This window comes from Empedobacter sp. UBA7248 (genome assembly GCF_002472945.1).
GTDB lineage: Bacteria > Bacteroidota > Bacteroidia > Flavobacteriales > Weeksellaceae > Empedobacter > Empedobacter falsenii_C.
On sequence record NZ_DKSU01000008.1, the window covers coordinates 431,064 to 454,493 of the forward strand.

General features: G+C 33.0%; 24 protein-coding genes. 8 read left to right on the plus strand and 16 right to left on the minus strand.

Annotation, left to right across the window (positions count from 1 at the left end):
• Position 1: 1 nt before the first annotated feature.
• The 10 genes from murC to mraZ are packed head-to-tail and all read right to left on the minus strand — an operon-like array spanning position 2 to position 11,366.
• Positions 2–1,342, minus strand: coding sequence for a UDP-N-acetylmuramate--L-alanine ligase (gene murC, locus B4A23_RS09055; protein WP_291119178.1), 1,341 nt, complete (start codon positions 1,340–1,342; stop codon positions 2–4).
• Positions 1,342–2,448: an undecaprenyldiphospho-muramoylpentapeptide beta-N-acetylglucosaminyltransferase gene (gene murG, locus B4A23_RS09060; protein ID WP_291119180.1), complete on the minus strand. Its 1,107-nt coding sequence runs from the start codon at positions 2,446–2,448 to the stop codon at positions 1,342–1,344. The genes murC and murG overlap by 1 nt, the downstream gene beginning before the upstream one ends.
• Positions 2,420–3,619: an FtsW/RodA/SpoVE family cell cycle protein gene (locus tag B4A23_RS09065; protein WP_180905153.1), complete on the minus strand. Its 1,200-nt coding sequence runs from the start codon at positions 3,617–3,619 to the stop codon at positions 2,420–2,422. The genes murG and B4A23_RS09065 overlap by 29 nt, the downstream gene beginning before the upstream one ends.
• 15 nt (positions 3,620–3,634) lie before the next feature.
• Positions 3,635–4,969, minus strand: coding sequence for a UDP-N-acetylmuramoyl-L-alanine--D-glutamate ligase (gene murD / locus B4A23_RS09070; protein WP_291119183.1), 1,335 nt, complete (start codon positions 4,967–4,969; stop codon positions 3,635–3,637).
• A 3-nt stretch (positions 4,970–4,972) separates the two neighbouring features.
• On the minus strand, positions 4,973–6,214 hold the full coding sequence (gene mraY, locus B4A23_RS09075) for a phospho-N-acetylmuramoyl-pentapeptide-transferase (RefSeq protein ID WP_125349644.1): 1,242 nt from the start codon (positions 6,212–6,214) through the stop codon (positions 4,973–4,975).
• Between the two features lie 3 nt (positions 6,215–6,217).
• Positions 6,218–7,681, minus strand: coding sequence for a UDP-N-acetylmuramoyl-L-alanyl-D-glutamate--2,6-diaminopimelate ligase (locus tag B4A23_RS09080; RefSeq protein WP_291119185.1), 1,464 nt, complete (start codon positions 7,679–7,681; stop codon positions 6,218–6,220).
• Positions 7,678–9,660, minus strand: coding sequence for a penicillin-binding protein (locus B4A23_RS09085; protein WP_291119187.1), 1,983 nt, complete (start codon positions 9,658–9,660; stop codon positions 7,678–7,680). The genes B4A23_RS09080 and B4A23_RS09085 overlap by 4 nt, the downstream gene beginning before the upstream one ends.
• The gene (locus B4A23_RS09090; RefSeq protein WP_052217625.1) at positions 9,638–9,997 is read right to left on the minus strand and encodes an FtsL-like putative cell division protein; all 360 of its coding nucleotides are present in this window, start codon (positions 9,995–9,997) and stop codon (positions 9,638–9,640) included. Before B4A23_RS09090 ends, B4A23_RS09085 begins: the two co-directional genes overlap by 23 nt.
• Before the next feature lie 9 nt (positions 9,998–10,006).
• Entirely contained in the window at positions 10,007–10,912 is a 906-nt protein-coding gene (gene rsmH / locus B4A23_RS09095; RefSeq protein ID WP_280045228.1) for a 16S rRNA (cytosine(1402)-N(4))-methyltransferase RsmH, read from the minus strand.
• Positions 10,905–11,366, minus strand: coding sequence for a division/cell wall cluster transcriptional repressor MraZ (gene mraZ, locus B4A23_RS09100; protein WP_038332815.1), 462 nt, complete (start codon positions 11,364–11,366; stop codon positions 10,905–10,907). The genes rsmH and mraZ overlap by 8 nt, the downstream gene beginning before the upstream one ends.
• Positions 11,367–11,628: 262 nt before the next feature.
• Here mraZ and B4A23_RS09105 point away from each other — a divergent pair, with 262 nt between their 5' ends.
• Positions 11,629–12,411: an alpha/beta fold hydrolase gene (locus B4A23_RS09105; RefSeq protein ID WP_038332809.1), complete on the plus strand. Its 783-nt coding sequence runs from the start codon at positions 11,629–11,631 to the stop codon at positions 12,409–12,411.
• A gap of 2 nt (positions 12,412–12,413) precedes the next feature.
• Entirely contained in the window at positions 12,414–13,046 is a 633-nt protein-coding gene (yihA, locus tag B4A23_RS09110; RefSeq protein WP_084106860.1) for a ribosome biogenesis GTP-binding protein YihA/YsxC, read from the plus strand.
• A gap of 34 nt (positions 13,047–13,080) precedes the next feature.
• Here the strand turns inward: yihA and B4A23_RS09115 are convergent, their stop codons facing one another.
• The 3 genes from B4A23_RS09115 to B4A23_RS09125 all read right to left on the minus strand — a co-directional run bounded on the left by B4A23_RS09115 (position 13,081) and on the right by B4A23_RS09125 (position 15,361).
• Positions 13,081–13,404: a hypothetical protein gene (locus tag B4A23_RS09115; RefSeq protein ID WP_286511310.1), complete on the minus strand. Its 324-nt coding sequence runs from the start codon at positions 13,402–13,404 to the stop codon at positions 13,081–13,083.
• Positions 13,405–13,444: 40 nt separating this feature from the next.
• Positions 13,445–13,867, minus strand: coding sequence for a type II 3-dehydroquinate dehydratase (locus B4A23_RS09120; protein WP_125349650.1), 423 nt, complete (start codon positions 13,865–13,867; stop codon positions 13,445–13,447).
• 213 nt (positions 13,868–14,080) lie between these two features.
• Positions 14,081–15,361: a replication-associated recombination protein A gene (locus B4A23_RS09125; protein ID WP_291119494.1), complete on the minus strand. Its 1,281-nt coding sequence runs from the start codon at positions 15,359–15,361 to the stop codon at positions 14,081–14,083.
• Positions 15,362–15,474: 113 nt separating this feature from the next.
• Between B4A23_RS09125 and B4A23_RS09130 the strand changes: the two genes are divergently transcribed.
• From B4A23_RS09130 to mscL, 5 genes are all read left to right on the plus strand, one after another.
• Positions 15,475–15,879 carry a hypothetical protein gene (locus tag B4A23_RS09130; protein ID WP_115001760.1) on the plus strand — a complete coding sequence of 135 codons (405 nt, stop codon included), beginning with the start codon at positions 15,475–15,477 and terminating at the stop codon, positions 15,877–15,879.
• A 58-nt stretch (positions 15,880–15,937) separates the two neighbouring features.
• Positions 15,938–16,444 carry a thioredoxin family protein gene (locus tag B4A23_RS09135; RefSeq protein ID WP_125349652.1) on the plus strand — a complete coding sequence of 169 codons (507 nt, stop codon included), beginning with the start codon at positions 15,938–15,940 and terminating at the stop codon, positions 16,442–16,444.
• 98 nt (positions 16,445–16,542) lie between these two features.
• Entirely contained in the window at positions 16,543–16,776 is a 234-nt protein-coding gene (yidD, locus tag B4A23_RS09140) for a membrane protein insertion efficiency factor YidD (protein WP_038332792.1), read from the plus strand.
• Entirely contained in the window at positions 16,776–17,669 is an 894-nt protein-coding gene (gene lgt / locus B4A23_RS09145; protein ID WP_286475788.1) for a prolipoprotein diacylglyceryl transferase, read from the plus strand. Before yidD ends, lgt begins: the two co-directional genes overlap by 1 nt.
• Before the next feature lie 34 nt (positions 17,670–17,703).
• Positions 17,704–18,087 (plus strand): large conductance mechanosensitive channel protein MscL, encoded by a 384-nt coding sequence (gene mscL, locus B4A23_RS09150; RefSeq protein WP_291119194.1) that lies wholly within the window; start codon positions 17,704–17,706, stop codon positions 18,085–18,087.
• A gap of 81 nt (positions 18,088–18,168) precedes the next feature.
• Here the strand turns inward: mscL and B4A23_RS09155 are convergent, their stop codons facing one another.
• Positions 18,169–20,703 (minus strand): outer membrane beta-barrel family protein, encoded by a 2,535-nt coding sequence (locus tag B4A23_RS09155; RefSeq protein ID WP_291119196.1) that lies wholly within the window; start codon positions 20,701–20,703, stop codon positions 18,169–18,171.
• Between the two features lie 236 nt (positions 20,704–20,939).
• On the opposite strand from B4A23_RS09155, the gene B4A23_RS09160 reads away from it, so the two are divergent.
• Positions 20,940–21,266: a Spy/CpxP family protein refolding chaperone gene (locus B4A23_RS09160; protein ID WP_286484951.1), complete on the plus strand. Its 327-nt coding sequence runs from the start codon at positions 20,940–20,942 to the stop codon at positions 21,264–21,266.
• A 275-nt stretch (positions 21,267–21,541) separates the two neighbouring features.
• Here B4A23_RS09160 and B4A23_RS09165 read toward each other — a convergent pair whose 3' ends face one another.
• Together B4A23_RS09165 and B4A23_RS09170 are read right to left on the minus strand one after the other, a co-directional pair.
• Positions 21,542–22,639 (minus strand): hypothetical protein, encoded by a 1,098-nt coding sequence (locus B4A23_RS09165; protein WP_291119200.1) that lies wholly within the window; start codon positions 22,637–22,639, stop codon positions 21,542–21,544.
• A gap of 2 nt (positions 22,640–22,641) precedes the next feature.
• Entirely contained in the window at positions 22,642–23,424 is a 783-nt protein-coding gene (locus B4A23_RS09170) for an RNA polymerase sigma factor (RefSeq protein WP_291119203.1), read from the minus strand.
• Positions 23,425–23,430 lie beyond the last annotated feature (6 nt).

Here is a 23,430-nt window from a genome sequence, read left to right on the forward strand (position 1 = left end):
TTTACGCTTCACTTAACCACTCTTTTATTGGTTTAACAATTGTATCAATATTTCCTGCTCCCACAGTCAATAATACATCAAAATCTTGTTTTTTGATGTTTGCTAAACTATCTTCTAATGAAGATACTATTTTTTCATTTAAATTCACCTTTTCTAGCAACCAATTTGAAGTAATTCCTTCGATTGGTAACTCTCTGGCAGGATAAATGTCTAATAAAATCAAACTATCTAACTGCGATAAACTTTGTCCAAATTCTTCTGCGAAATCTCTTGTACGCGTAAATAAGTGAGGCTGAAATACTCCCAACACTTTTTTACCTGGATAAAGTTCACCAACTGAACGAATTGCTGCATTCAATTCTGTTGGGTGATGTGCATAATCGTCGATGTAAATTTTTCCATTTGCTTCGAAACGATTAAAACGTCTTTTAACTCCAACAAAAGTTGATAAAGCTTCTTTAATTTTATCATGTGGAACACCCATATAATCAGCAACAGCCAAAGCCGCAACCGCATTTTCCATATTGTGATGCCCAGGTAATAAAATTCCGACATCTGTCAAAGATCCATTTGGCGTTTTTACATCAAACACATAATGTCCGTCAATAATTCTTACATTGTGTGCATCGTAATCTGCGTCCAAATCCACTCCATATGTAAAAGCTCCTTCGAAAGGCAAACCTTTGTGAACAAATAATTTTTCTTCGACAATTGCTGCAAACTCTTGAAATGATTTTTTCACTTCATCACGCTCTCCATAAATATCCAAATGATCAGCATCATCACTTGTGATAATCGCTAATTTTGGAGAAAGACGTAAGAAAGAACGGTCAAACTCATCGGCTTCTGCAACTGTATATTTAGATCCATTTAGGATAATATTCGAATCGTAATTCTCTGCAATACCACCTAAAAAAGCTGTACATTCTACATTCGCAACTTTTAGGATATGTCCTAAAATAGACGAAGTCGTTGTTTTTCCGTGAGTTCCCGCAACACCAATATTGTATGTATGTTTGGTAATTTCACCTAACACTTCTGAACGCTTCATGACCTTAAAATCATTCACTAAAAAATAATTTAGTTCTGAATGATCTTTTGGTATCGCTGGCGTATAAATTACCAACGTATTTTCTGCATTAATTCCTGCTGGAATTAACTCGATGTTATCTTCGAAATGAATATCAATTCCTTCAGCAATCAATTCAGTTGTTAACTCGGTTTGCGTTTTGTCATAACCAGCAACTTCTTTTCCGATTGACTTGAAGAAACGTTCCAAAGCACTCATTCCGATTCCTCCAGCACCTATGAAATAATAATATGTTTTATCTAAAATATTCATTATAATAAATTCAATAATATATCTACAATCTCTTTCGTCGCGTTCGGTTTCCCTAATTGCTTAATGTTTTGAGATAATTTATTTTTTAATTCTTCATTGTTCGCCAAAGTAATTACTTCTTTGACTAAATTTTGTTTTGCATCTGCATCTTTCACCATAATCGCTGCATCTTTCTCAACCAATGCTTGCGCATTTTTGGTTTGATGATCTTCTGCCGCTGTTGGCAATGGAAGCAAAATAGTTGCTTTTCCAACAATACACAATTCCGAAATTGCCATTGCTCCTGCACGAGAAACAATCATATCCGAAGCTGCATACGCATCTTTCATGTTGTAAATAAATTCGGTTACATGAATCGTTGGATATTTATCGCCAACCAAATTTTTGATTTTTTGATAATCTAACTTTCCTGTTTGCCAAATCAATTGAACGCCACTTGCAACAAATTCGTCAAGGTTTTCTAACCAAGCATTGTTCATTGCTCTTGATCCTTGAGAACCACCAACCGATAAAATAGTTGGTTTTTCAGGATCTAATCCAAAAGCTGAAATTGCTTCTGCCTTTGACGGTAAATTTTGAAAAATCTCAGCACGAATAGGGTTTCCTGTGTAATGCACTTTTTCTTGTGGAAACTGTGAAATTCCTTCGTAAGCTGTACAAATTGCAGCCGCTTTATTTTTCAAAATTTTGTTAGTAACTCCTGGAAACGAATTTTGTTCTTGTAATAAAATCGGAACATTTTTGCTTCCTGCGACCCACAACATTGGTCCACTTGCATAACCTCCTGTACCAACAGCTAAATCTGGCTGAAAATCTTTGTAGATTTTTTTTGCAAGACTTAAGCTTTTTATCAATTTGAAAGGGAACTTTAAATTCGCTTTCATGCTACTTCTATCAAATCCAGAAATTGGTAAACCTTTTATGTCATACCCAACTTTTGGCACTTTTTCCATTTCCATTCTTCCTTCTGCTCCAACGAACAAAATTTGTGCATCTGGCAAACGTCTTTTAATTTCGTCTGCAATTGCAATGGCTGGATAAATATGTCCACCTGTTCCTCCGCCGCTTATTAAAACTTTAGGCGATGTCTTCGATGTATTCTTCACTTAATACTTTTCTATCTTGTTCTAATTCTTCTTGCGATTTAATCTGAGTACTTACACTCAAAATTATTCCGAACGAAATACATGTCATCCAAATGGATGTTCCTCCGTAACTAATCATTGGCAATGGTTGCCCTGTTACTGGAATTAAATTAACCGCTACAGCCATGTTTACCATTGCTTGTATAATAATTGGTAAGCCCACTGCAAATACAAGTAGCGTACCAAAAACAGTATGAATTTTCGATGCGATGATACAAATCCGTATTAAAATCAGAAGGAAAATTCCGATTAATAAGATCGCACCAATTGCACCATATTCTTCTACAATAATCGCGAAGATAAAATCGGATGATGACTGAGGTAAAGTTTGTTTGAAAACACTTTTTCCTGGTCCAGCCATTTCATTCAATCCTCTTGCAATTGCAGCTTTTGCGTGTAAAACTTGATAACTTTCTAATCCAGAATCATCATTAAATTTCTCGATACGTGACATCCATGTGTGCACACGAGAATTTGTTACTAAATCTGGTCGAGATAAAGCCATCCACACAAATCCGCCACCAAGTATTAAACCTACCCCGGCAATTGTAAATAAATATTTGAATGGAAATCCTCCAATAATCAACAATATTCCGCACATTCCAGCTAACATCAACGCTGTTGAACCATTAGAAGGAAAGATTAATCCTACAATTACAATAATTGGTAAGAATAATGGAACTGCTGTATTTTTCCACGTATATTCTTTGTCTCTATTTTTTGTTAAATAACGAGCTATATAAATCAACAACGCTTGCGAAGCAATCATCGAAGGCTGAATACCAATTCCAGTTCCCGGAATCGTTAACCAACGTGCAGCATTCGCACCTCCAATGGTCTGTCCTTGTACAAGTGTTATTGCCAAAACTCCAGAAAGTATAACAACAGCTGTTAAAGCAAACAAACCAAACCAACGATAATCAATACGTTGTAATCCATAAATGATAAATAAACCAATTAATAAAATCACAGCGTGTTTACCTAAATGCCCAAAAATAGTACCCGATCCTACCGTATACACCAAGTTAGAACTTGCTGAATAAACAGGTAAAAACGAAAATAGTGCTAACAATAAAATGAAAGCCCAAAGCGGTTTATCGCCTTTAAAATATTTTTGTACGATGTTAGACATTGGTTGGTTGTATTATTATAATTTGCGTACGTTTTCTTTAAATTGATCTCCACGATCTTCGTATCCATTGAACAAATCGAAACTTGCACAAGCTGGTGACAAAAGAACCGTTTCTCCTTTTGTTGCTAATTTATATGATTGCTCTACACAATCTTTCATTGTATTTGTCTCAACAATTGTATCGATATATGGACTGAAAAAATCAACAATTTTTGCGTTATCAACACCCAAACAAACAATTGCTTTCACTTTCTTTTTCACGAAAGGTAAAACTTCGTTGTAATCGTTTCCTTTATCAGTTCCTCCAACAATCCAAACAACTGGCTTTGTCATACTTTCCAAAGCAAAATATGTTGCATTCACATTTGTTGCTTTAGAATCGTTGATAAAATCAATTCCTCCAATTGTCAAAACAGGCTCTAAACGATGTTCAACAGATTTGAAATCTGATAAACTCTTTTTAAGCTCCTCATTATTAATATCAATAATTTTTGCAGCTACAGCCGCAGCCAATGAGTTAGAAACATTGTGTTTTCCAATTAATCCTAAATCATTCACTAACATTGTAAAATCACCATTCGAATCGTTCACACGGAACAATTCATTGTTTGCGTATGCTTCATTTGTTGCATCCATCATTGTGAACGGTTTGCGATGAGAGCGAATATCAATCTGATCAATCATCTCCATTGTTTTTGGATCATCCAAATTGTAGATAAAATAATCGTTTTCATCTTGGTTTTCAGTAATTCTGAATTTAGCCTTTGCATACAAATCAAACTGATAATTGTATTGGTCTAAATGATCTGGTGTAATGTTCAACAAAATTGCAACATACGGTTTGAAATCTGTTTTGATATCATCTAACTGAAAACTACTTACTTCTAATACATAATAATCGAAGTTGTCTTCTGCTACAGATTTAGCAAAACTTTTTCCGATGTTACCACCTAATCCTACATTTAATCCAGCTTGCTTTAGGATATGGAACATCAAACTTGTTGTTGTTGTTTTTCCATTAGATCCTGTAATCGCAATAATTTTTGCATCTGTATAACGAGACGCAAATTCAATTTCAGAAATAATTGAAATTCCTTTTTCTTCTAATTTCTGAATTAGCGCTGCTTTTTTTGGAATACCTGGACTTTTCATTACTTCATCGGCATTCAGAATTAATTCTTCTGTGTGCTGACCTTCTTCATAAGCAATTCCGTGCTCCTCCAAAAGTTGTTTATACTTGTCTTTTATTTGTCCCATGTCCGAAAGAAAAACATCAAAGTTTTCTTTCTTCGCAAGAATAGCTGTTCCTACGCCACTTTCTCCTCCTCCTAAAACGACTAATCTTTTCATTTTTTATCTAATCTTTAAGGTAATAATACTAATTACCGCTAAAATGATTCCGATGATAATTGCACGCACCACGATTTTACTTTCGTGATAACCTAACTTCTGAAAATGGTGATGTAGAGGAGACATCAAAAAGATTCTGCGACCTTCACCAAATTTCTTTTTCGTGTACTTGAAATAAGACACTTGTAACATTACTGATAAACTTTCTGCGAAAAATATTCCGCACAAAATTGGTAGTAACAATTCTTTACGAACGATAATTGCTAAAACAGCAATAATTCCTCCGATTGTTAAACTTCCTGTATCACCCATGAACACTTGAGCTGGATAGGTATTGTACCAAATAAACCCTATCAAACCTCCAAGGAAAGCTCCACAGAAAATCAAGACTTCTTCTGAACGCGGAATAAACATAATGTTCAGGTAATCGGCGAACATTAAATTTCCGGAAACGAAAACAAACATCGAGATTGCCGCCATAATCACAGCCGAACTACCTGCTGCTAAACCGTCGATTCCATCTGTTAAATTTGCTCCATTCGAAACTGCTGTAATGATAAAAATTACTGCAAAAATAAAAATCGCTGCAACCGCCCATGTTGGTCGATCTTGCGCATCCATCCAAAATAAAATATCAGAATAGTTGAATTCATTTCCTTTCACGAAAGGCATTGTTGTTTCCAACGTTTTTTCTTCTGGACCAAATTTTATTTGTCGACTGTATTCTGTTTGTTCTGTTCCTACAGGCGTTTTCACTCTATTTTCTTGATGTTTTACGGTAACTGTTGGACTGAAATAAAGCATTAATCCAACAACAACTCCAAGACCTACTTGTCCTAAAATTTTAAATTTACCTTGTAAACCTTCTTTGTTTTTTCTAAAAACTTTGATGTAATCGTCTAAAAAACCAATCACACCCAACCAAATTGTTGAAACCAACAAAATGATAATGTAAATATTATCTAATCTCGCAAAAAGTAAAGTAGGAATTAATGTTGCCAAAATGATGATTAAACCACCCATTGTTGGCGTTCCTGCTTTTTCGATTTGTCCTTTTAAACCTAAATCACGAACAATTTCGCCCATTTGTTCTTTACGTAAATAACTGATGATTCGTTTTCCGTAAAACAAACTGATGAACATTGCCAATAAAATTGCCATTCCCGCGCGGAAAGACGTGTATTGAAACATACGCGCTCCTGGAAAATGGATACCTTCTAAATAATCAAATAAATAGTATAACATTCTTTATTTGTTCAATATTTTACTCAATTCTGATGCAACTTCTACATCAGAAAAATGTGTTCTTACTCCGTTAATTTCTTGATACGTCTCGTGACCTTTTCCCGCAATCAAAATAATATCTTTTGGTTCGGCCATTTTAAGTGCTGTTTTTATAGCTTCTTTTCGATCAGTAATCTTCAAGGTGCGATTATAAAATTGCGCTTTTATACCAACTTCCATTTCGCGAAGAATTTCTTCTGCATCTTCGGTTCTTGGATTATCTGATGTAAAAATGGCAAGATTAGATTTTTCGCTCGCTATATCCGCCATTTCTGGACGTTTGGTTTTATCGCGATCTCCACCACAACCTACAACTGTTATTAGTTTTTCGTTTTTGGTACGAATTCCTTCTATTGTATCCAAAACATTTTCTAATGCATCAGGTGTATGTGCATAATCTACGATTACGATAATTCCTGATTCTGTTTTAAATGTTTGAAAACGACCATCAACATTTCCAAGTGTGCTCAATGCTTTTAGAACTTCTAATTCATCTTGTCCTAAAATTGACGCCACACCAAAAACTAATAATAAATTATATGCATTGAATTGACCAATTAATGATGTCCAGAATTCTTTTCCATTGAATTCTAATTGCATTCCATCAAATTGATGTTCAATAATTTTTCCTTTAAAATCTGCATCAGTTTTTAGCGCATACAATTTTTTCGTTGCAACTGTATTCTGAAGCATTACTTTTCCATTTTTATCATCTGCATTCGAAATTGCCGTAGACGTTTTTGGCAAATCGTCAAAGAATTTCTTTTTTGCTGCAAGATAATTTGCAAACGTTTTGTGATAATCTAAATGATCGTGTGTGATATTCGTAAATCCAGCCACTTCGAAATGCAAACCAGCAATTCTATTTTGGTGAATTCCGTGCGAAGAAACTTCCATAAAAGCAAATTCGCATCCTCTATCTACCGCTTCGCGAAACATTTTGTTCAATGTCAAAATATCTGGCGTTGTATGCGTAGACGGAATCACTTCACCATCAATCACAATTTTAATCGTCGAAATTAATGCACAAGCATAACCTAATTTTGTAAACAATTCGTACAACAAAGTTGTCGTTGTTGTTTTTCCATTCGTACCTGTAACTCCAACAAGTTTTAAATCTTTTGTTGGATTTCCATAAAAATTAGAAGCTAAAATTCCTAATGCAATCGTTGAATTTTCAACTTTCACATACGTTACTCCTTCAACTAAATTTTCTGGCAAAACTTCACAAACAATTGCTTTAGCACCTAAACCAATCGCTTTTTCTATATACTGATGACCGTCAACTGTAACTCCATTTACAGCGACAAAAACATCTTCGTTTGATACTTTTCTTGAATCAAATTGAATATTATTGATTTCAACTTTTGTTGAACCAATCGTTTCTGAGATGGAAACTTTATATAATAAATCAACTAAATTTCTCATCCTTTCAACATTAAATAAATTGTCTCACCCTTCTTAAATCTTGTTCCCGCAGGAATGGATTGATTTGTTACTTTTCCAAACCCTGAATATTGTACATCTAATCCTAAATTTTCTAATACCGGAATTGCTTTAGACCCTGTATGACCAGTAACATTTGGCACTATATTTTTAGAATTACTAACATTAATATCATCTCCTTTTTTAAACTCTTTCACCGCGTTCTTTTTTACTAAATCGCGTGGCAAAGGTATGGGAGTTTTTGAATATACCCAATCAGCAATTTTCTTAAAAACCGGAGCAGTTACACTACCACCATAAAACCCTTTGGCCGTATTTGGTTTGTGCACAACTACGATACAAGAATACTTTGGTTTTTCTGCTGGAAAATATCCTGCAAATGAAGCACGATATTGCATTCCTTTACCATCTCGTTTCCAATAATCAACACGAGCAGTACCAGTTTTACCAGCAATATCGTAATTACTATTACTAATAATCCGTCCCGTTCCTTGTTCTACTGCTCCACGTAGCATTTCTTGCATCTGTTTTACATTTTCCAAAGAAGTTAGTTGATCTACTAAAACAACAGGTTCGAAAACTTTATCAGGTTCACCTTTACGCGTGATTTTATCCATAAATAATGGTTTCAACATTTTACCATTATTTGCCACTGCGTTGTAAAAAGTCACAATTTGAATTGGAGTTAACTGTAAACCATAGCCATAACCCATTACAGGTAACGTAATATTACTCCAAGATTTACTATCTGGACGGTGCATAATTGGACTTCCTTCTCCAAGAATATCTACTCCAAGAGGCGAAGTCATATGCCATTTATCCATTTTTTTGAAGAAAGCTTTCGGGTTTTCTCCGTAATATTTATTTATAATTTTAGCTGTACCAATGTTAGACGATTTTTTCATCACGCCATCTACAGTCAATGTTCCATAACCGTGTGTATCTGTAATCGTACGACCATAGAATTTATAACTTCCACCTCCCGTTTCTACTGTCGAATTTTTATTGATAAAACCATCATCCATTGCCGCAAGCAATGAAACTGTTTTGAAAGTAGATCCTGGTTCTGCAGCTTCACCAACCGCATAGTTATAATCGTCGATATATGTTCCGTCTTTTTTGCGAGATAAATTTACAATTGCGCGAACTTTCCCTGTCTGAACTTCCATCACAACTACACTTCCGTGTTGCGCTTCAAATTCAGAAAGTTGTTTATACAAAGCATCATAAGCAACCATTTGCAAATCAGCATCTATTGTTGTGTAAACAGATGAACCCGCTTGAGGTTCTTGCTCCCAACTTTTCATTGGCTTCCATTTACCACGTCCCATAAATTGCTCCCAACGACGACCTTCAATACCGCTTAATAAGTCAGAATAAGCTCCTTCTAATCCAACTTTCCCGCGTTGATCATCGTAACCAATTGTACGAACACCAATATCTTGAACAATTAATTCTCGTTTTGACTCAGTTTCATGAATAAATCCACCTTTGTTTTGACCTTTGTTAAAGATTGGAAATTTTCTGATACGTTGATATTGCTCATAATCCAAATCTTTCACCAACATCATGTAACGGTTCTTCTTTTTACGTTCTGTAGAAAATTTGTCGTAAAAATAAGAGGGAGATTTTGTAAACATCTTACCTAAAGAATCGGCAAGATTATGCATTTCTGTTTTGAATAATTCATCTTTGATCACCGTCAAATCCACATAAACATTGTGTTTTGTAACAGTTGTAGCCATTAATGCGCCATTAGAAGCATATAAATTACCACGCTCCGCCGTAACAGTATCTAATCTAAAATTATTCTTTTCAGCAAAACGCTCTAATTCAACCCCTTCTACAATATTAATTCGAAACATAAAAACAATAATAAAGATGGCCCAAATCGCAAGCGCGCCGGCAAATACCCATCCTTTGATGACAATATTGTTTTTATTTTTCGCTGACTTCGTCATAAACTTTGTCTACTATATAATAAGGTTGTTTATCTGGAATTTTCAAACCATACACTGCCGTACGCTCCAAAATTTCCGTTTCTAATTGCATACGCATCAAATCGCGATGCTTATCTGTATATTGAGATTTTAAATCTTCTACTTTATCTTGCAATTCAGCGATTCGAACCACTTTTCGATCAACTAAATGCGAACTCGAAATACTCAAAAAAGCCAAACCCACCAGATACAACATAAACTTCCAGTTTTGTTCTGAGCCAGTTTTGATTAAAAACTCACCTCTCAACAAACCTGTAAAAGTTTTTTTCTCTGGTAATATTTTTTTCTTTTTTGCCATTCCTATTTATTAATCCTCATTACGAACCGCAATACGCATTTTCGCACTACGCGCTCTTGGATTTTCATTAATTTCTTCTTGCGTTGGCACAATCACCTTTGATTGTAAAGGTTTGAAAGGCGCCGACCAATTTCCAAAAACATCACGTTCTGGTTCTCCCTCAAACATTCCGTTTTTCATGTAGCGTTTTGTTAAGCGATCTTCTAACGAATGATAAGAAATAATCACCAAGCGACCTCCTGGTTTTATAACTTCTCCACATTGCGTCAACATCTCTTTCAATGCTGCCATTTCATCATTTGCCTCGATGCGTAACGCTTGAAACATTTGAGCGAAAAATTTATTTTCTTTCATTTTTGGAATGAATGAAAAAATTTGCTTCAACTCATCAATTGTATTGATTTGTTTATCCGCTCTTGCTTTTACAACTTCTCTCGCTAAACGATACGAACCTTGCAATTCCCCAAAATCATAAAAAACACGCGCAAGATCTTCTTCTTCGTATTCGTTAATAATTGTTTTGGCAGATAATTTTGCATTCTGATTCATTCGCATATCCAATTCTCCATCAAAGCGAGTCGAAAAACCACGTTCTGGTGTATCAAACTGATGAGAAGAAACTCCCAGATCACCCAAAACACCGTCAACTTGCTTTATTCCACGAAATCTTAAATTATTTTTCAAGAATCTAAAATTTTGCTCAACTAACTCAAATCGATCATCATCAATTTTATTACGAACTGCATCTACATCTTGATCAAATGAAAATAATTTTCCATTTTGATCCAAACGGCTTAATATTTCACGTGAGTGTCCTCCACCCCCGAACGTACAATCTACATATATACCTGATTCGTTAATAATTAACGCATCAACACTATCTTTTAATAATACTGGATTATGATATTCACTCATCTTCTCCTAAATTTCCCATTACATCTTCTGCCAAAGAAGCAAAATCTAAATCATCTACATTAATCGACTCTTCATATTTGTCTTTATCCCAAATCTCGATCATGTTTACAGAAGAATTTAGAACGACTTCTTTATTAATTTCTGCAAATTTCACTAAATCTTTTGAAATCTGTAGCCTTCCATTTGCATCAACTTCGACAATTTTTAATCCAGCCGTAAAAATTCTAATAAAATCATTGTTTTTCTTCACAAATCGATTCAATTTATTCAAATCATTCATCACTTTTTCCCATTCTTTCATTGGATGCAGTTCTAAACAATTTTGAAACACAGATCTTTTCAACACAAAGCCATCTTCCAAACATTCAGCAAGTTGTTTCTTCAAACCCGCTGGTATTGGGAGCCTACCCTTTGTATCTACCTTACACTCATATGTTCCAATTAATGAATTCATGATAGAATTTTTCCAAAAATAAAGAAAATATTACCACAAATTACCATTTTTTACCACTTTTATTGAAATAGTTATCAACAATTTAAAATTTAGTATCAGATAGTTATGTTTTTTCTAACGCAAACCCCATGTATAAAATGAGAAATAATGTTTATATAGACCTTGTTTTGATAAGTGATTAATATGGATTGTTAAAGTTTTTCATATAAACCACGAAATAAAAAATATAATTAATTAAATTTGTCGACTTAATATCGAGTAAATGTTTTTTAGCTTAAAGAAAAAAGATAAGTTCTCTTACATAGAAGAAGGAGAGGGACAACCAATTGTTTTGCTTCATGGATTAATGGGTGAACTTAGCAATTTCAGCTCACTTACAAATTATTATGCACAAAGAGGATATAAGGTTTTCGCACCAGAATTGCCATTATATTCTTTATCTGTCATCAATACTAATATCAAAAATATTGCAAAACATGTTGCAAATTTTATTGAAGAAGTCGTTAAAGAACCAGCTATTTTAGTTGGAAATTCTTTAGGAGGACATATTGGTTTGATGGTTTGTCACAGACATCCAGAATATGTAAAAGCACTTTGTTTAACAGGAAGTTCTGGTTTGTACGAAAAATCTTTTGGAGAAACTTACCCAAAACGTGGTAATTACGAATATGTAGAACGTAAAACGCGTGAAGTTTTTTACGATCCTGCTATCGCGACAAAAGAAATTGTAGATGATGTTTTTGACACTGTAAATGACAGAAATAAAGCTATCAAAACTTTATATATCGCAAGAGATGCAATCAAATCTAACATGAAAGATGATTTAAAAGACATCAAAATGCCTGTTTGTTTGATTTGGGGAAAACAAGATAATGTAACTCCACCAGAAGTTGCAATAGAATTTGAAGAAGAATTACCAGACGCTTCTTTATTTTGGATTGATAAATGCGGGCACGCTCCAATGATGGAACACCCTGAATTATTCAACGAAATTTTATACAAATGGCTAATCGAAAAACAATTAGATCCAGCCACTAAAGCATAATTATGATTAAAAAAGCTGAATTCGTAAAAAGTTCGCAAAAATATACAGATTGTCCAGATCCTTTCAAACCAGAATACGCATTTATTGGGCGTTCTAATGTTGGAAAATCGTCATTAATCAATATGTTAGCAGATAAAAAAGCATTAGCTAAAACTTCTGCAACACCAGGTAAAACTCAATTGATTAATACATTCGAAATGGATGATACTTGGTATTTAGCCGATTTACCAGGTTATGGTTTTGCTAAAGCACCAAAAGGTGTCCGTGGTGGTTTCAATAAAATGATTTATGATTACATTGAGTTTCGTAAAAACTTAGTAAATGTTTTTTTATTGATTGATTCTCGACACACGCCTCAAAAAATAGATTTACAGTTTATGGAATGGTTAGGAAACAAACAAATTCCGTTTGCGATTGTGTTTACAAAATTAGATAAACTAACGAGTACACAAATGCAAAAAAACTTGAATCACTACAAAAACGAGTTATTAAAAACTTGGGAAGAATTACCAAAAATATTTACAAGTTCGGCTTCGAGTAAAATTGGTAAATTAGAAATCTTAGGCTACATTGATAGTTTGAACGAACATCTTGTAGACGAGTTTAAGAAAGAACAATACAAAAAAGAATATTAATAAAGTCGGAACATAGTTCCGACTTTTTTGTTTATTACTCTCCTAATTCAGCAGATTTTGTTTTCAAATCATTGATACAAGGTTCTATTAATTTCATTAATCGTTCTTGTAATTCAGGTGTTGGATTATTCATTTGCATCATTTCTGTATACGTAAATTCATCCATCATTTTATCTGTCGAACAGTCACAATATTTTGTAATCAGTTCTTTTTTAGCCGCAGATATCCCTGGTGTTATTGCCGCTTGTTCACAAGCCGTCATTGCCTGAGCTTTTTGCTCTGCATTGTGTTTATCAGCTTTCGAATTACAGCTAACAATGGTTAATCCAAAGATTAATCCTAAAATAATTTTCTTCATAGGTAATAGATTTTAATCTTGTTAAGATAATGATTATTAATTATTTCACAAAATCATTCACAGCTTCAACATAACCTGGTAAACCTTTTCCTGAAATAATTTTTAGACAACTTTCACCTGTTACACTATTTTTTCTGAAATCTTCGCGCGCATAAATATCCGAAATATGAACTTCTATTACTTTCGTCGTAATCGCTTTTATCGCATCTGCAATCGCATACGAATAATGCGTATACGCACCAGCATTCAAGATAATTCCGTCATATTTAAAACCTATTTCGTGCAATTTATCAATAATATCTCCTTCGTGATTTGATTGAAAATAATGCAACGAAACTTCTGGAAATTGCTTTCTCAATTCATGTTCAAAAAAATCTTCGAAAGTTTGTGTTCCATAAATTTCTGGTTCGCGAACGCCAAGTAAATTTAAATTAGGTCCGTTTATAATTTGTATTTGTTTCATTTTCTTTATTTTATAAATATAAATCTCTTTTTTAGATCGAAAAAGTTTAATTTTTTCTTTTTTTTAATCAATTTTTTACTTTTTATTAAGTTTTGGCACAAACCTTGTATATATACAATTACCAACCTATTATCATATAAACCAATCTAAACCAAAAAAATCAACCAAACCTTAAAATCTCAGTTAACAAATGATTAACTGGGATTTTTAATTTTAGTACCCATACTTTCCCTTCCACTTTTGATTGAGCGATTGTTTATCCACTTGCTCTCGCTTATTATTTCCTGGCTCATAAAAAGTCGTCCCCGAAATTTCATTTGGTAAAAATTCTTGCTCAGCAAAATTTCCTGGAAAATCGTGCGAATATTTATATTCTTTTCCATAATCCAAATCTTTCATCAACTTAGTTGGTGCGTTTCGTAAATGCAACGGAACAGGTAAATCGCCCGTTTGTTTAACGATTTGTTGCGCTTTACCAATCGCTAAATAAGTCGCATTACTTTTTGGAGAATTCGCCAAATAAACCGCACATTGGCTCAATAAAATACGAGATTCTGGATAACCAATCACCGAAACAGCTTGAAATGTATTATTCGCCAAAATCATTGCAGTTGGATTTGCATTTCCCACATCTTCAGAAGCCGAAATCAACATTCGTCGCGCAATAAATTTCAAATCTTCACCACCTTCAATCATTCGAGCCAACCAATAAACCGCTCCATTCGGATCTGAACCACGAATCGATTTGATAAAAGCCGAAATAATATCGTAATGCTGTTCACCCGTTTTATCATAACGCGCTAAATTTTGCTGAATACGTTCATGTACAATTTCATCGTTGATGATGATTTTATCTGTTGGAGAAAAACTATTAATCACCAACTCCAAACCATTCAACAGTTTTCTTGCATCACCACCCGAATATCTTAATAATGCATTTGTTTCAACTAATTCAATATTTAATTTAGATAAAACTGTATCTTTTTCTATAGCTCGTTCTATTAAATCAACTAAATCTTCTTTTTCGAGATGTTTCAATACATAAACTTGCGCACGCGAAAGCAAAGCTGGCACAACTTCGAAACTTGGATTTTCGGTTGTTGCTCCAATCAAAGTCACCAAACCAGTTTCTACTGCTCCCAACAAACTGTCTTGCTGTGATTTATTGAAACGATGAATTTCATCTATAAATAAAATCGGATTTTTTGTTCCCGAAAACAAATTTTGATTCTTTGCTTTTTCAATTACTTCACGCACTTCTTTCACACCAGAATTTATAGCGCTCAACGTATAAAAAGGTCGATCAGTCAATTCAGAAATTAATTGAGCTAATGTCGTTTTTCCTGTTCCTGGCGGTCCCCAAAAAATCATCGAAGCAATCATATCATGTTGCAACATCATTTTTATTGGTCCGTTTTCGCCCACCAAATGCTTTTGATTAATGTATTCTTCAAGCGTTTTTGGACGCATTCTTTCAGCTAAAGGCGCATTCATAAAATCTTGTTTAGATTTCAAAGTTAGGGAATGTTTTGTCAAAATGAATGATTTTTTGGACGACATATTTTGGCATTTAGATTTATTTTCTTTGTGTTAGAATAAAAATTAAAATGATGAAGAAAGCGTTAGAATGTGCTTTAATTTTAACAAGAAAGCACCAACTTTTGGGTGATAAAATTGCTTTATCAACTGATTATTTGAAAAAGATTGAACTAAAAGATAAACAATCAGAAATCAATAAACAAATGATTGAGTTTTTGGTCGAATTGCAAGAATTTGTCGAATTTATCAGAGTTAATCAAGAACTTAGATTGATGTATGTTGAATTGGTGAATTATTATTTCACGCAAATTCATCATCAAATTAATTTTTATGAAATTGAATTGGATCGTTTAGAATTTGAATCAAAATTCTCTATCAATATGATTAATCAATTTAATCAAAACGAAAAAAATAATGAAATAAATTCGGTTCAAGAAAAACTAAATTTATACTACACGATTATTAATTCGTAGAAAAACGTTTTCGGCATAATTTTTTATTGTAAATTCGACTTAATATTTAGAATTTGAAATGAAAAAATTAACTATGTTTTTTAGCTTAATGATTTTATCATTAAGTTTTGCATTTGGTCAACAAACAGAAAAACCAAAAATTTATAGCGAAGAAGCAAATCCGAAAGTAGATATTGCGAATGCGGTGCAAAAAGCTTCTGCTGAAAAGAAACACGTTTTATTGCAAATTGGTGGTAATTGGTGCGCTTGGTGTGTGATGTTTGATAAATTGACGAAAGAAAACCAAGAAGTAAAAGACTATATCGCGAATAATTATGAAGTAGTTCATGTAAATTATTCTCCAAAAAATAAAAACGAAGAAACGTTAGCTGCATTGAAACATCCAGAGCGTTTTGGGTTTCCTGTTTTTGTAATTTTAGATGAGAAAGGAAATTTAATTCACACACAAAATTCGGCTTATCTTGAAAGCAAAGAAGTGAAAGGACACGATCCGAAAGTTGTGTTAGAATTTTTACAAAACTGGTCTTACAAAGCATTAGATCCAGCGAGTTATACTAAAAAATAATCTGCGTTAAGCACGTATCGTATAGAGAATCAATCTGCAAAAGCATAAACTTTTTAGATTGATTCTTTTTTATTTCGGTTATTGATTAACTTTGCGAGATGAACAAAATTTTGGTTACACCATTTATTCTGTTGGTAAGATTTTATCAATTAGCAATTTCTCCTTGGATGGGAAGCAATTGTAGATTTCAACCAACTTGCTCTTCGTATATGATAGAGGCGTTAAAAGAACATGGTTTGCTGAAAGGTTTGTGGCTCGGAACAAAAAGAATTGGTCGCTGTCATCCTTGGGGAGGACATGGATACGACCCTGTACCTAAAAAGAAAAATTAATGATTAACTTAATTTCGTTTATCGATTGGGATCCAAAACCTTATTTATTTGAAATAGCAGGATTCAAAGTACATATTTACAGTTTATGTTGGATAGTTGCCTTTGTCGTAGGTTGGTATTTGATGTCGAACATTTTCAAGAAAGAAAATCAGAAAAAAGAATTACTTGATCCTTTATTCCTTTACACATTTATTGGAGCAATTGTAGGTGCAAGACTTGGAGAATATATTTTTTATGATCCTGCAGCGTTTATCGAACGACCAATCGAAGTTTTCTTACCTGTACAACATTCACCAGGACAAAGTGCTTTCTTTGGTCTATTACAAGATTACGAATTTGTAGGATTTAGTGGACTTGCAAGTCACGGGGCGGCATTGGGTGTCATTTTAACTTCCTATTTATTTAGTAGAAAATATTTGCATCGCAATGTATTGTGGCTATTAGACCGTATGGCTGTTGTTGTTCCTTTTGGTGGAGCTGCGGTTCGAATTGGAAACTTTTACAACTCAGAAATTGTAGGAAAGGCATCAGAATTGCCTTGGGCTGTAAAATTTCATCAACAAAGTTTGGGTTACGGAGAAGTAATTCCTCGCCATCCAGCTCAAATTTATGAAGCGATAGGGTATGTTATCTTAGGAATTATCATGCTTTATATGTATAACAAAACAGACAAGAGAAAATATTTAGGAGCCTTGTTAGGCGTATTCTTATTTTTATTATTTTTAATACGATTTGTTGTTGAGTTCTATAAAGAAAATCAAGGTGAAGAAGCAGTTGCTCAAATGTTGAATATAGGATTAAACAACGGTCAAATCTTAAGTATTCCTTTTATGTTAATCGGTTTATACTTATTTATCTCTTCTAAAAATAGATTAGATACCAATCAACCTTAGAATTATTATAAACTTAGAAATAAATTTTAAACTTATGGGATTTTTTAAAGAATTTAAAGAGTTTGCAGTAAAAGGTAACGTAGTAGATTTAGCTGTCGGTGTAGTTATCGGTGGTGCCTTTGGTAAAATTGTTACTTCTTTAGTTGAAGATATCATTACGCCAGCCATTTTAAATCCAGCCTTAAAAGCTATTAACGCTGAAAATTTAGCTGCATTAGTAATACCGGGGACTGCAATTAAATATGGTAGCTTTTTAGCTGCTGCTATTTCTTTTATAGTTGTTGCATTTGCTTTATTCGTAATGATTAAAGGAATTAACAAATTGAAAAAAGAAGCTCCTGCTGAAGAACCAGCTCCAGTTGGTCCAACGCAAGAAGAATTATTGGCTGAAATTCGTGATTTGTTAAAAAACAAATAATCATTTTTCAAACAATTAATAAAACAAAAAAGGTTCGCAAATTGCGAACCTTTTTTTATCGATTATTTTCAAACTAATTCATTAAGAAGGCGTTTGAGTTTGCATTTGCATTTCTTCTCCACCTCCCATTTCTTCACCGTCAGGGCGTTGTTGTTTATTCTTTTCTCTTTCGTTTGTTTTCTTAAAACGATATGTAAATGATAAATTTAATGAACGTTTCATCCAACGCATACTTTCGTAATTTGTGTAATCTGCTCCATAAGTCGTAGATTCTCTTTTTCTTGAATTGAACACGTCACGAATATTTAAAGATAATGTAGCTTGTTTCTTGAACAAATCTTTTGATAAAGAGAAATCCATTGACAAGTTATCTTCTGTTTTTTGTTGAGCTGTTTTTATACTTCCCATATAATTTCCAGCAACCTGAATTTTGAAATCTGCAGGTAATGTAAAGTTAGATGACAAACGTCCACGAGAACTAAATCCATCTCCAGAAAAATCTTGCGTATCTACTTTTGTACTTTCTACTCCTGTTACAGGATCTTTTACAACGTTTGTTTCTTCGTAGAAACCTGTTCTATTGTATCCAAATAAGTTTACATTGAACATCAAACTCCACCATTTAGCTGGTTTGTAAGTCGCTGTTAAATCTAAACCATAACGATCTTCATCACCAACATTGATTGGTTTTGTAATAAATACATCATCTCCGTTATCGTTATAATTTTTACGTTGAAACTGATTAATCATATCAGTTGTTCTTTGGTAAAATAAACTTGGCGTCACCATCAACTTTCCTACAGTTGTGATATAAGCTAACTCGTATGAATTTGTATAAGTAGGATTAAGATCTGGATTACCATTTCTTACATTTCTATCATCTGTTGCAGAAAAGAAAGGCATTAACATGAATCCCATTGGACGACGAACACGACGAGAATAACTTAATTGTAATTCGTTTTTCTCAGTAAACTTATAATTCAACGTTAATGTTGGAAATAAATCTGTATATTTTTTTGAAATATTTTCTCCACTTGTGTAGTTTTTAATTTTCATATCAGAACTCTCCAAACGTAAACCTGCGAAGTACTGAAATTTTTCTCCAATTGCATTTCCATATTGTGTATAAGCTGCAAATACATTTTGTTGATTATCTACATTCGCAAAGAATCTACTATCTTCTTCATAATCTCCAGCGTCAGTTAAAAAGAATGTTTTGTTATTAGTTTTCGTATCACTAAAATCTGCACGAGCACCTAATTCAAATTTTCCTTTTTCACCAATTGGACGAACATAATCTGCTGTTAACACAACATTTTTCTGATCTTCTAAATTATCAGTAATACGATTTGTAATTTCATCTTTATAGTTACCAGTTGTTTTGTCTAATACTTTTGTCAAACCATTAACAAAACCATCTTCGTCTTCTTTTTGAGATGAAAAACGTCCTGTGAATACAAATTCATGACCTTTTTTATCAAACTCGTGTTTGTAATTAAAATCTAAATCAAAGTTATTTTCGATTTCTTTCTCTTTCTGAAGATTATATTCATTCTTCAAGAAAGTCATTGCATTATCAAAATAATTATAATCAACTAAAGCATTGTTATTTCCATTGTTATAACGATAACCTGCAGATAAACCTATTGTATTTTTATCATCTAAATAATATTCTCCACCCAAACGAATGTTATAATTTCTACGAATTCTATTATTATCACGATTAGTTGATCTATATTGTTTTACAACATCCGTTCCTTCATTATAACTTGTCATAAAAGCAGAACCTTCACCTTCTCTGTCCATAAAACGAGAACCTAAAGTTGTAAAAATGTTATATTTTTTTGTTTTGTAATTTAAGTTGACGTTTCCTCCAACCATTTTAGGAATTCCTCCATTTAACGTTACAGAACCATTAAAACCTGTATTAGAACCTTTCTTTAAAACAATATTGATAATCCCTGCAGAACCAGAAGCCTCGTAACGTGCAGAAGGGTTTGTCACCAATTCGATACGCTCTACATTTTCGGCCGGAATATTTTTTAACGCTTCTGCTACATCAGAAACTCCTAACATTCCCGAAGGTTTTCCATCAATCAAGAACTTTACATTATCATTTCCTCTCAACGAAACATTTCCTTCCGCATCAACAGAAACCGATGGTACATTTGCTAAAGCATCAGACAATGTTTGACCTTGCGACATTGGATCATTCGCCATATCATATACTTTCTTGTCCAATTCTACTTTATAAATAGGCTTTTCCGCTGTAACAACTGCTGCTCCTAACGAAACTGTTTGCGTCGTTTTTACAGTAAAAGTTCCTAAATCTAAAGCTGATTCTAAATTAATCTGTTTTTCTATTACATCGTATCCCAATGGCTCAATCACAATAACATATTGCCCAGCCTTTGCTTCTACTGTAAATTCTCCTTTTGCATCTGTTGCCGCTTCTGCCACAACTCCATCTTCCGAGCTTTCAAGCGATATTGTAGTGTATTCTACAGGCTTGTTTTCACTTGATAAGACTTTCCCTTTAATTTTTAAAAGCTCTTGCGCATTCAATCCTGCACAAACACAAATAAAAATCAAAGCAAATAAACTTCTTAACCTCATTTGTTTAATTTTTCGTTTTGTAGTTTTATAATTTTACAACTTGTTTGACAATCCTTTTTGGAAAAGGTTTAATCGATTTCAAAAATAATTTCAAAAAATATTGGTCGATAATTCGTCTCAAATGTTACATCTTTTAAAAGATTTCATCATAACCGAAAAACTTTAACATTTATCGTTTTAAACCTTTTTATTTTTTTGAAGTCTTAAGAGTAAATAAAACAAAAAAGTTGATAATTATGAGAACAGCATTTTATAAATATGTAGGATTAGGATTAATTGCTTTCACTTTAACAACTGCTTCAGCGCAAGACAGAAATGAAGGATCAAGAGAGCAGAAATTACAACAATTAAAAAAAGATTTGAACTTGACAGATGCTCAAGTCATCAAAATCAAACAAATTGAGGACAGCTACAAAGACGAAAAAATTGAATTGAAAAAGAAAATGAAAGAAGTTCGTCAAAAAGAGTTTAATGAAATTAATGCTGTTTTTACACCAGAACAAAAAGCAACATTGAAAGAATTGCACGCCAAAAAACATCAAAATAGAAAAGGAGCTAATTAATAGCTCCTTTTTTTATTTTAATAATTATTGTAACTTAATACGTTTATGCTTTTGTATAAAGCAACTATATTACCATCACAATTCTAAGTTAGAAAAATAATTGCATACATTCTACTGCCACTATGTTGCCTTTATCTTGCCTTTATATTGGGAGTATCTAGCAAGTTTCAATAAAATTTAAAAAATTCCCCCGTTTGTATATATTATTAACATTTAGTGAGTTTTAACAATTACCTCACCCTATGGGTGTACAAATCACCCTCTAAAATTATGGTTTAAGCTGTTATAAGCTCAATACCTGCTTTATCAGCTTTGTATTTTATTTTATTAATGAGTTCATAATAACTCCAGTTTCTTAGGACAAATCTTTTTTCTTTTGCTATTTCTATTTTTTCTTCTTGATCTAGAATAACTATCGTTCCTGCTTTTTTTTCAACGCAAAAATCAATTAACATTCTACTGTAAACATGTAGCCGATGATGAACATATTTACTCTCTGTATTTTTTAATTTTTTTGCTATTTTTAATTTTCTTGCTTTTCCTTTCCCTCCTTTGCAATAAGGCACTCCTTCTAGTATTCTTTTACGAGAAGCTTGTATCGCTAATCTTCTGTACAAAAATTCTTCTTTGCTACCAATGGTTAGCTGAGATCTACCTATTTTTACAACCAACGGATATTCTAATGACAAGGAAACTTCTGCAATAATATCTGGTTGTAATTGATTTTTTTCTTTTTCAATTTCTACAACAGCTAACCAAAATATTTTACCTTTTTCTATTTTTATTTGCGACGTACAAAGTTTAATTTCACCATTTACTACTTGTTCCAGTAGTTTTTTATTACCTGTAAAATCTTTTCCTAAGTAGGTTTTGAATGGAAGTTGAAACAACCGAAAACAAAAACTTTTTTTCTCGGGATGATAAGATAATTTACTAATACTTTCTGCTCCAAAAGGAAATGCCATATCCCGTTTGAAGTTTTTTAACGAAGCTTCTCCTTTCCAATATCTTTGAGAATCTTTGTTGTATAAACTGTGGAGTCTACTATTTAAACAAGTTAATATATTCATCGGAATTTCACCTTTAAAACGATTTGATATCACGTGATAAGTGGTATTTATTCGCGAACGTTGTAAGATTCCAGTTTCATCTTTCTTTTCATCAACTAACTTATGTACAACCCCTTCTGAGAGATACAAAAACTCTTTCACCATCCCTTGTATATACAAATGAGAAACGATCAAATTAGCGGCTCTATAACATCTGTTTCGCCATCTATAAAGCTTGTCTAATGCCTCTTTACGTTCTTCTTGAGTTGGTAAATCAACGATTAACCGTATTTTTCGAGTGAGTATTAAAGTAGATTTTTCCATCGTCAATAGTTTAGGGATTGAACTTTATTTTGTTGGGTAAATTTATAAGCGACTATAAATTCGTTGTGCACTTCTTTCTGAGACAATTGTAATTCTTCAGCGATATTGGCAAAAGATTGTTTATGCTCACATCGAAGTTTTAAAATCAATGATTGTGTTTCAGATATTTGATCTTGCTTCTCTATAGTCGAGACTGTTTTGGTTTTACTTACCAACTTATCTTGAAGACTTAAAATCTTCTTAAGATCCGCTATAGCATGTTTTATTTCATTACTCGTTTCAGTGATTCCTCTTCCCATTGCTTTAGCAATCACTTTATACTGAAATCCATGTTTTAAACAGAGTTCTATCAAATGTTTTCTTTCAGTACTTAATAGGGGTAATACTTTTATAATTTCATCAAAATAGTGCTGTTGTGTTTCTTGTTCGTTCAGGTTTTCAATATTATCAGCAGGATCATATCTAGCTAAATAACTTTGATAATTCTCATAACTCTCTAGCGAGTTTACCATTGCAAAAAACTTATTCTTCGGTTTAGCATAATGCGAATAGCAACTGTATTTCATAACATATCTCAAAAAGAAAAAGATATGATCAGGAGATTCTATTTTCTCACGATATTCCCAAAGTTTCAGAAACACATCTTGTAACAAACATTCCACAACAAATTCATCCGTAATTATTTGTTTACCAAACCAAAAGATACGTTTATGATATCTGATATAAATATGTTCGAAAGCAGTAGAATCACCTTTTTTTAATAATTCAAATTCTTTTTCTAGCATAATAAG

Coding starts and splice junctions, on each gene's coding strand:
- B4A23_RS09155 (WP_291119196.1), bottom strand. CDS start 20,703: ATGAGGTTAAGAAGTTTATTTGCTTTGATTTTTATTTGTGTTTGTGCA.
- B4A23_RS09165 (WP_291119200.1), bottom strand. CDS start 22,639: ATGGAAAAATCTACTTTAATACTCACTCGAAAAATACGGTTAATCGTT.
- murD (WP_291119183.1), bottom strand. CDS start 4,969: ATGAAAAGATTAGTCGTTTTAGGAGGAGGAGAAAGTGGCGTAGGAACA.
- B4A23_RS09120 (WP_125349650.1), bottom strand. CDS start 13,867: ATGAAACAAATACAAATTATAAACGGACCTAATTTAAATTTACTTGGC.
- B4A23_RS09135 (WP_125349652.1), top strand. CDS start 15,938: ATGAAAAAATTAACTATGTTTTTTAGCTTAATGATTTTATCATTAAGT.
- B4A23_RS09065 (WP_180905153.1), bottom strand. CDS start 3,619: ATGTCTAACATCGTACAAAAATATTTTAAAGGCGATAAACCGCTTTGG.
- B4A23_RS09090 (WP_052217625.1), bottom strand. CDS start 9,997: ATGGCAAAAAAGAAAAAAATATTACCAGAGAAAAAAACTTTTACAGGT.
- B4A23_RS09130 (WP_115001760.1), top strand. CDS start 15,475: ATGATGAAGAAAGCGTTAGAATGTGCTTTAATTTTAACAAGAAAGCAC.
- B4A23_RS09125 (WP_291119494.1), bottom strand. CDS start 15,361: ATGAATGCGCCTTTAGCTGAAAGAATGCGTCCAAAAACGCTTGAAGAA.
- B4A23_RS09105 (WP_038332809.1), top strand. CDS start 11,629: ATGTTTTTTAGCTTAAAGAAAAAAGATAAGTTCTCTTACATAGAAGAA.
- B4A23_RS09160 (WP_286484951.1), top strand. CDS start 20,940: ATGAGAACAGCATTTTATAAATATGTAGGATTAGGATTAATTGCTTTC.
- B4A23_RS09080 (WP_291119185.1), bottom strand. CDS start 7,681: ATGAGAAATTTAGTTGATTTATTATATAAAGTTTCCATCTCAGAAACG.
- rsmH (WP_280045228.1), bottom strand. CDS start 10,912: ATGAGTGAATATCATAATCCAGTATTATTAAAAGATAGTGTTGATGCG.
- mscL (WP_291119194.1), top strand. CDS start 17,704: ATGGGATTTTTTAAAGAATTTAAAGAGTTTGCAGTAAAAGGTAACGTA.
- yidD (WP_038332792.1), top strand. CDS start 16,543: ATGAACAAAATTTTGGTTACACCATTTATTCTGTTGGTAAGATTTTAT.
- lgt (WP_286475788.1), top strand. CDS start 16,776: ATGATTAACTTAATTTCGTTTATCGATTGGGATCCAAAACCTTATTTA.
- yihA (WP_084106860.1), top strand. CDS start 12,414: ATGATTAAAAAAGCTGAATTCGTAAAAAGTTCGCAAAAATATACAGAT.
- murC (WP_291119178.1), bottom strand. CDS start 1,342: ATGAATATTTTAGATAAAACATATTATTATTTCATAGGTGCTGGAGGA.
- mraY (WP_125349644.1), bottom strand. CDS start 6,214: ATGTTATACTATTTATTTGATTATTTAGAAGGTATCCATTTTCCAGGA.
- B4A23_RS09170 (WP_291119203.1), bottom strand. CDS start 23,424: ATGCTAGAAAAAGAATTTGAATTATTAAAAAAAGGTGATTCTACTGCT.
- mraZ (WP_038332815.1), bottom strand. CDS start 11,366: ATGAATTCATTAATTGGAACATATGAGTGTAAGGTAGATACAAAGGGT.
- B4A23_RS09085 (WP_291119187.1), bottom strand. CDS start 9,660: ATGACGAAGTCAGCGAAAAATAAAAACAATATTGTCATCAAAGGATGG.
- B4A23_RS09115 (WP_286511310.1), bottom strand. CDS start 13,404: ATGAAGAAAATTATTTTAGGATTAATCTTTGGATTAACCATTGTTAGC.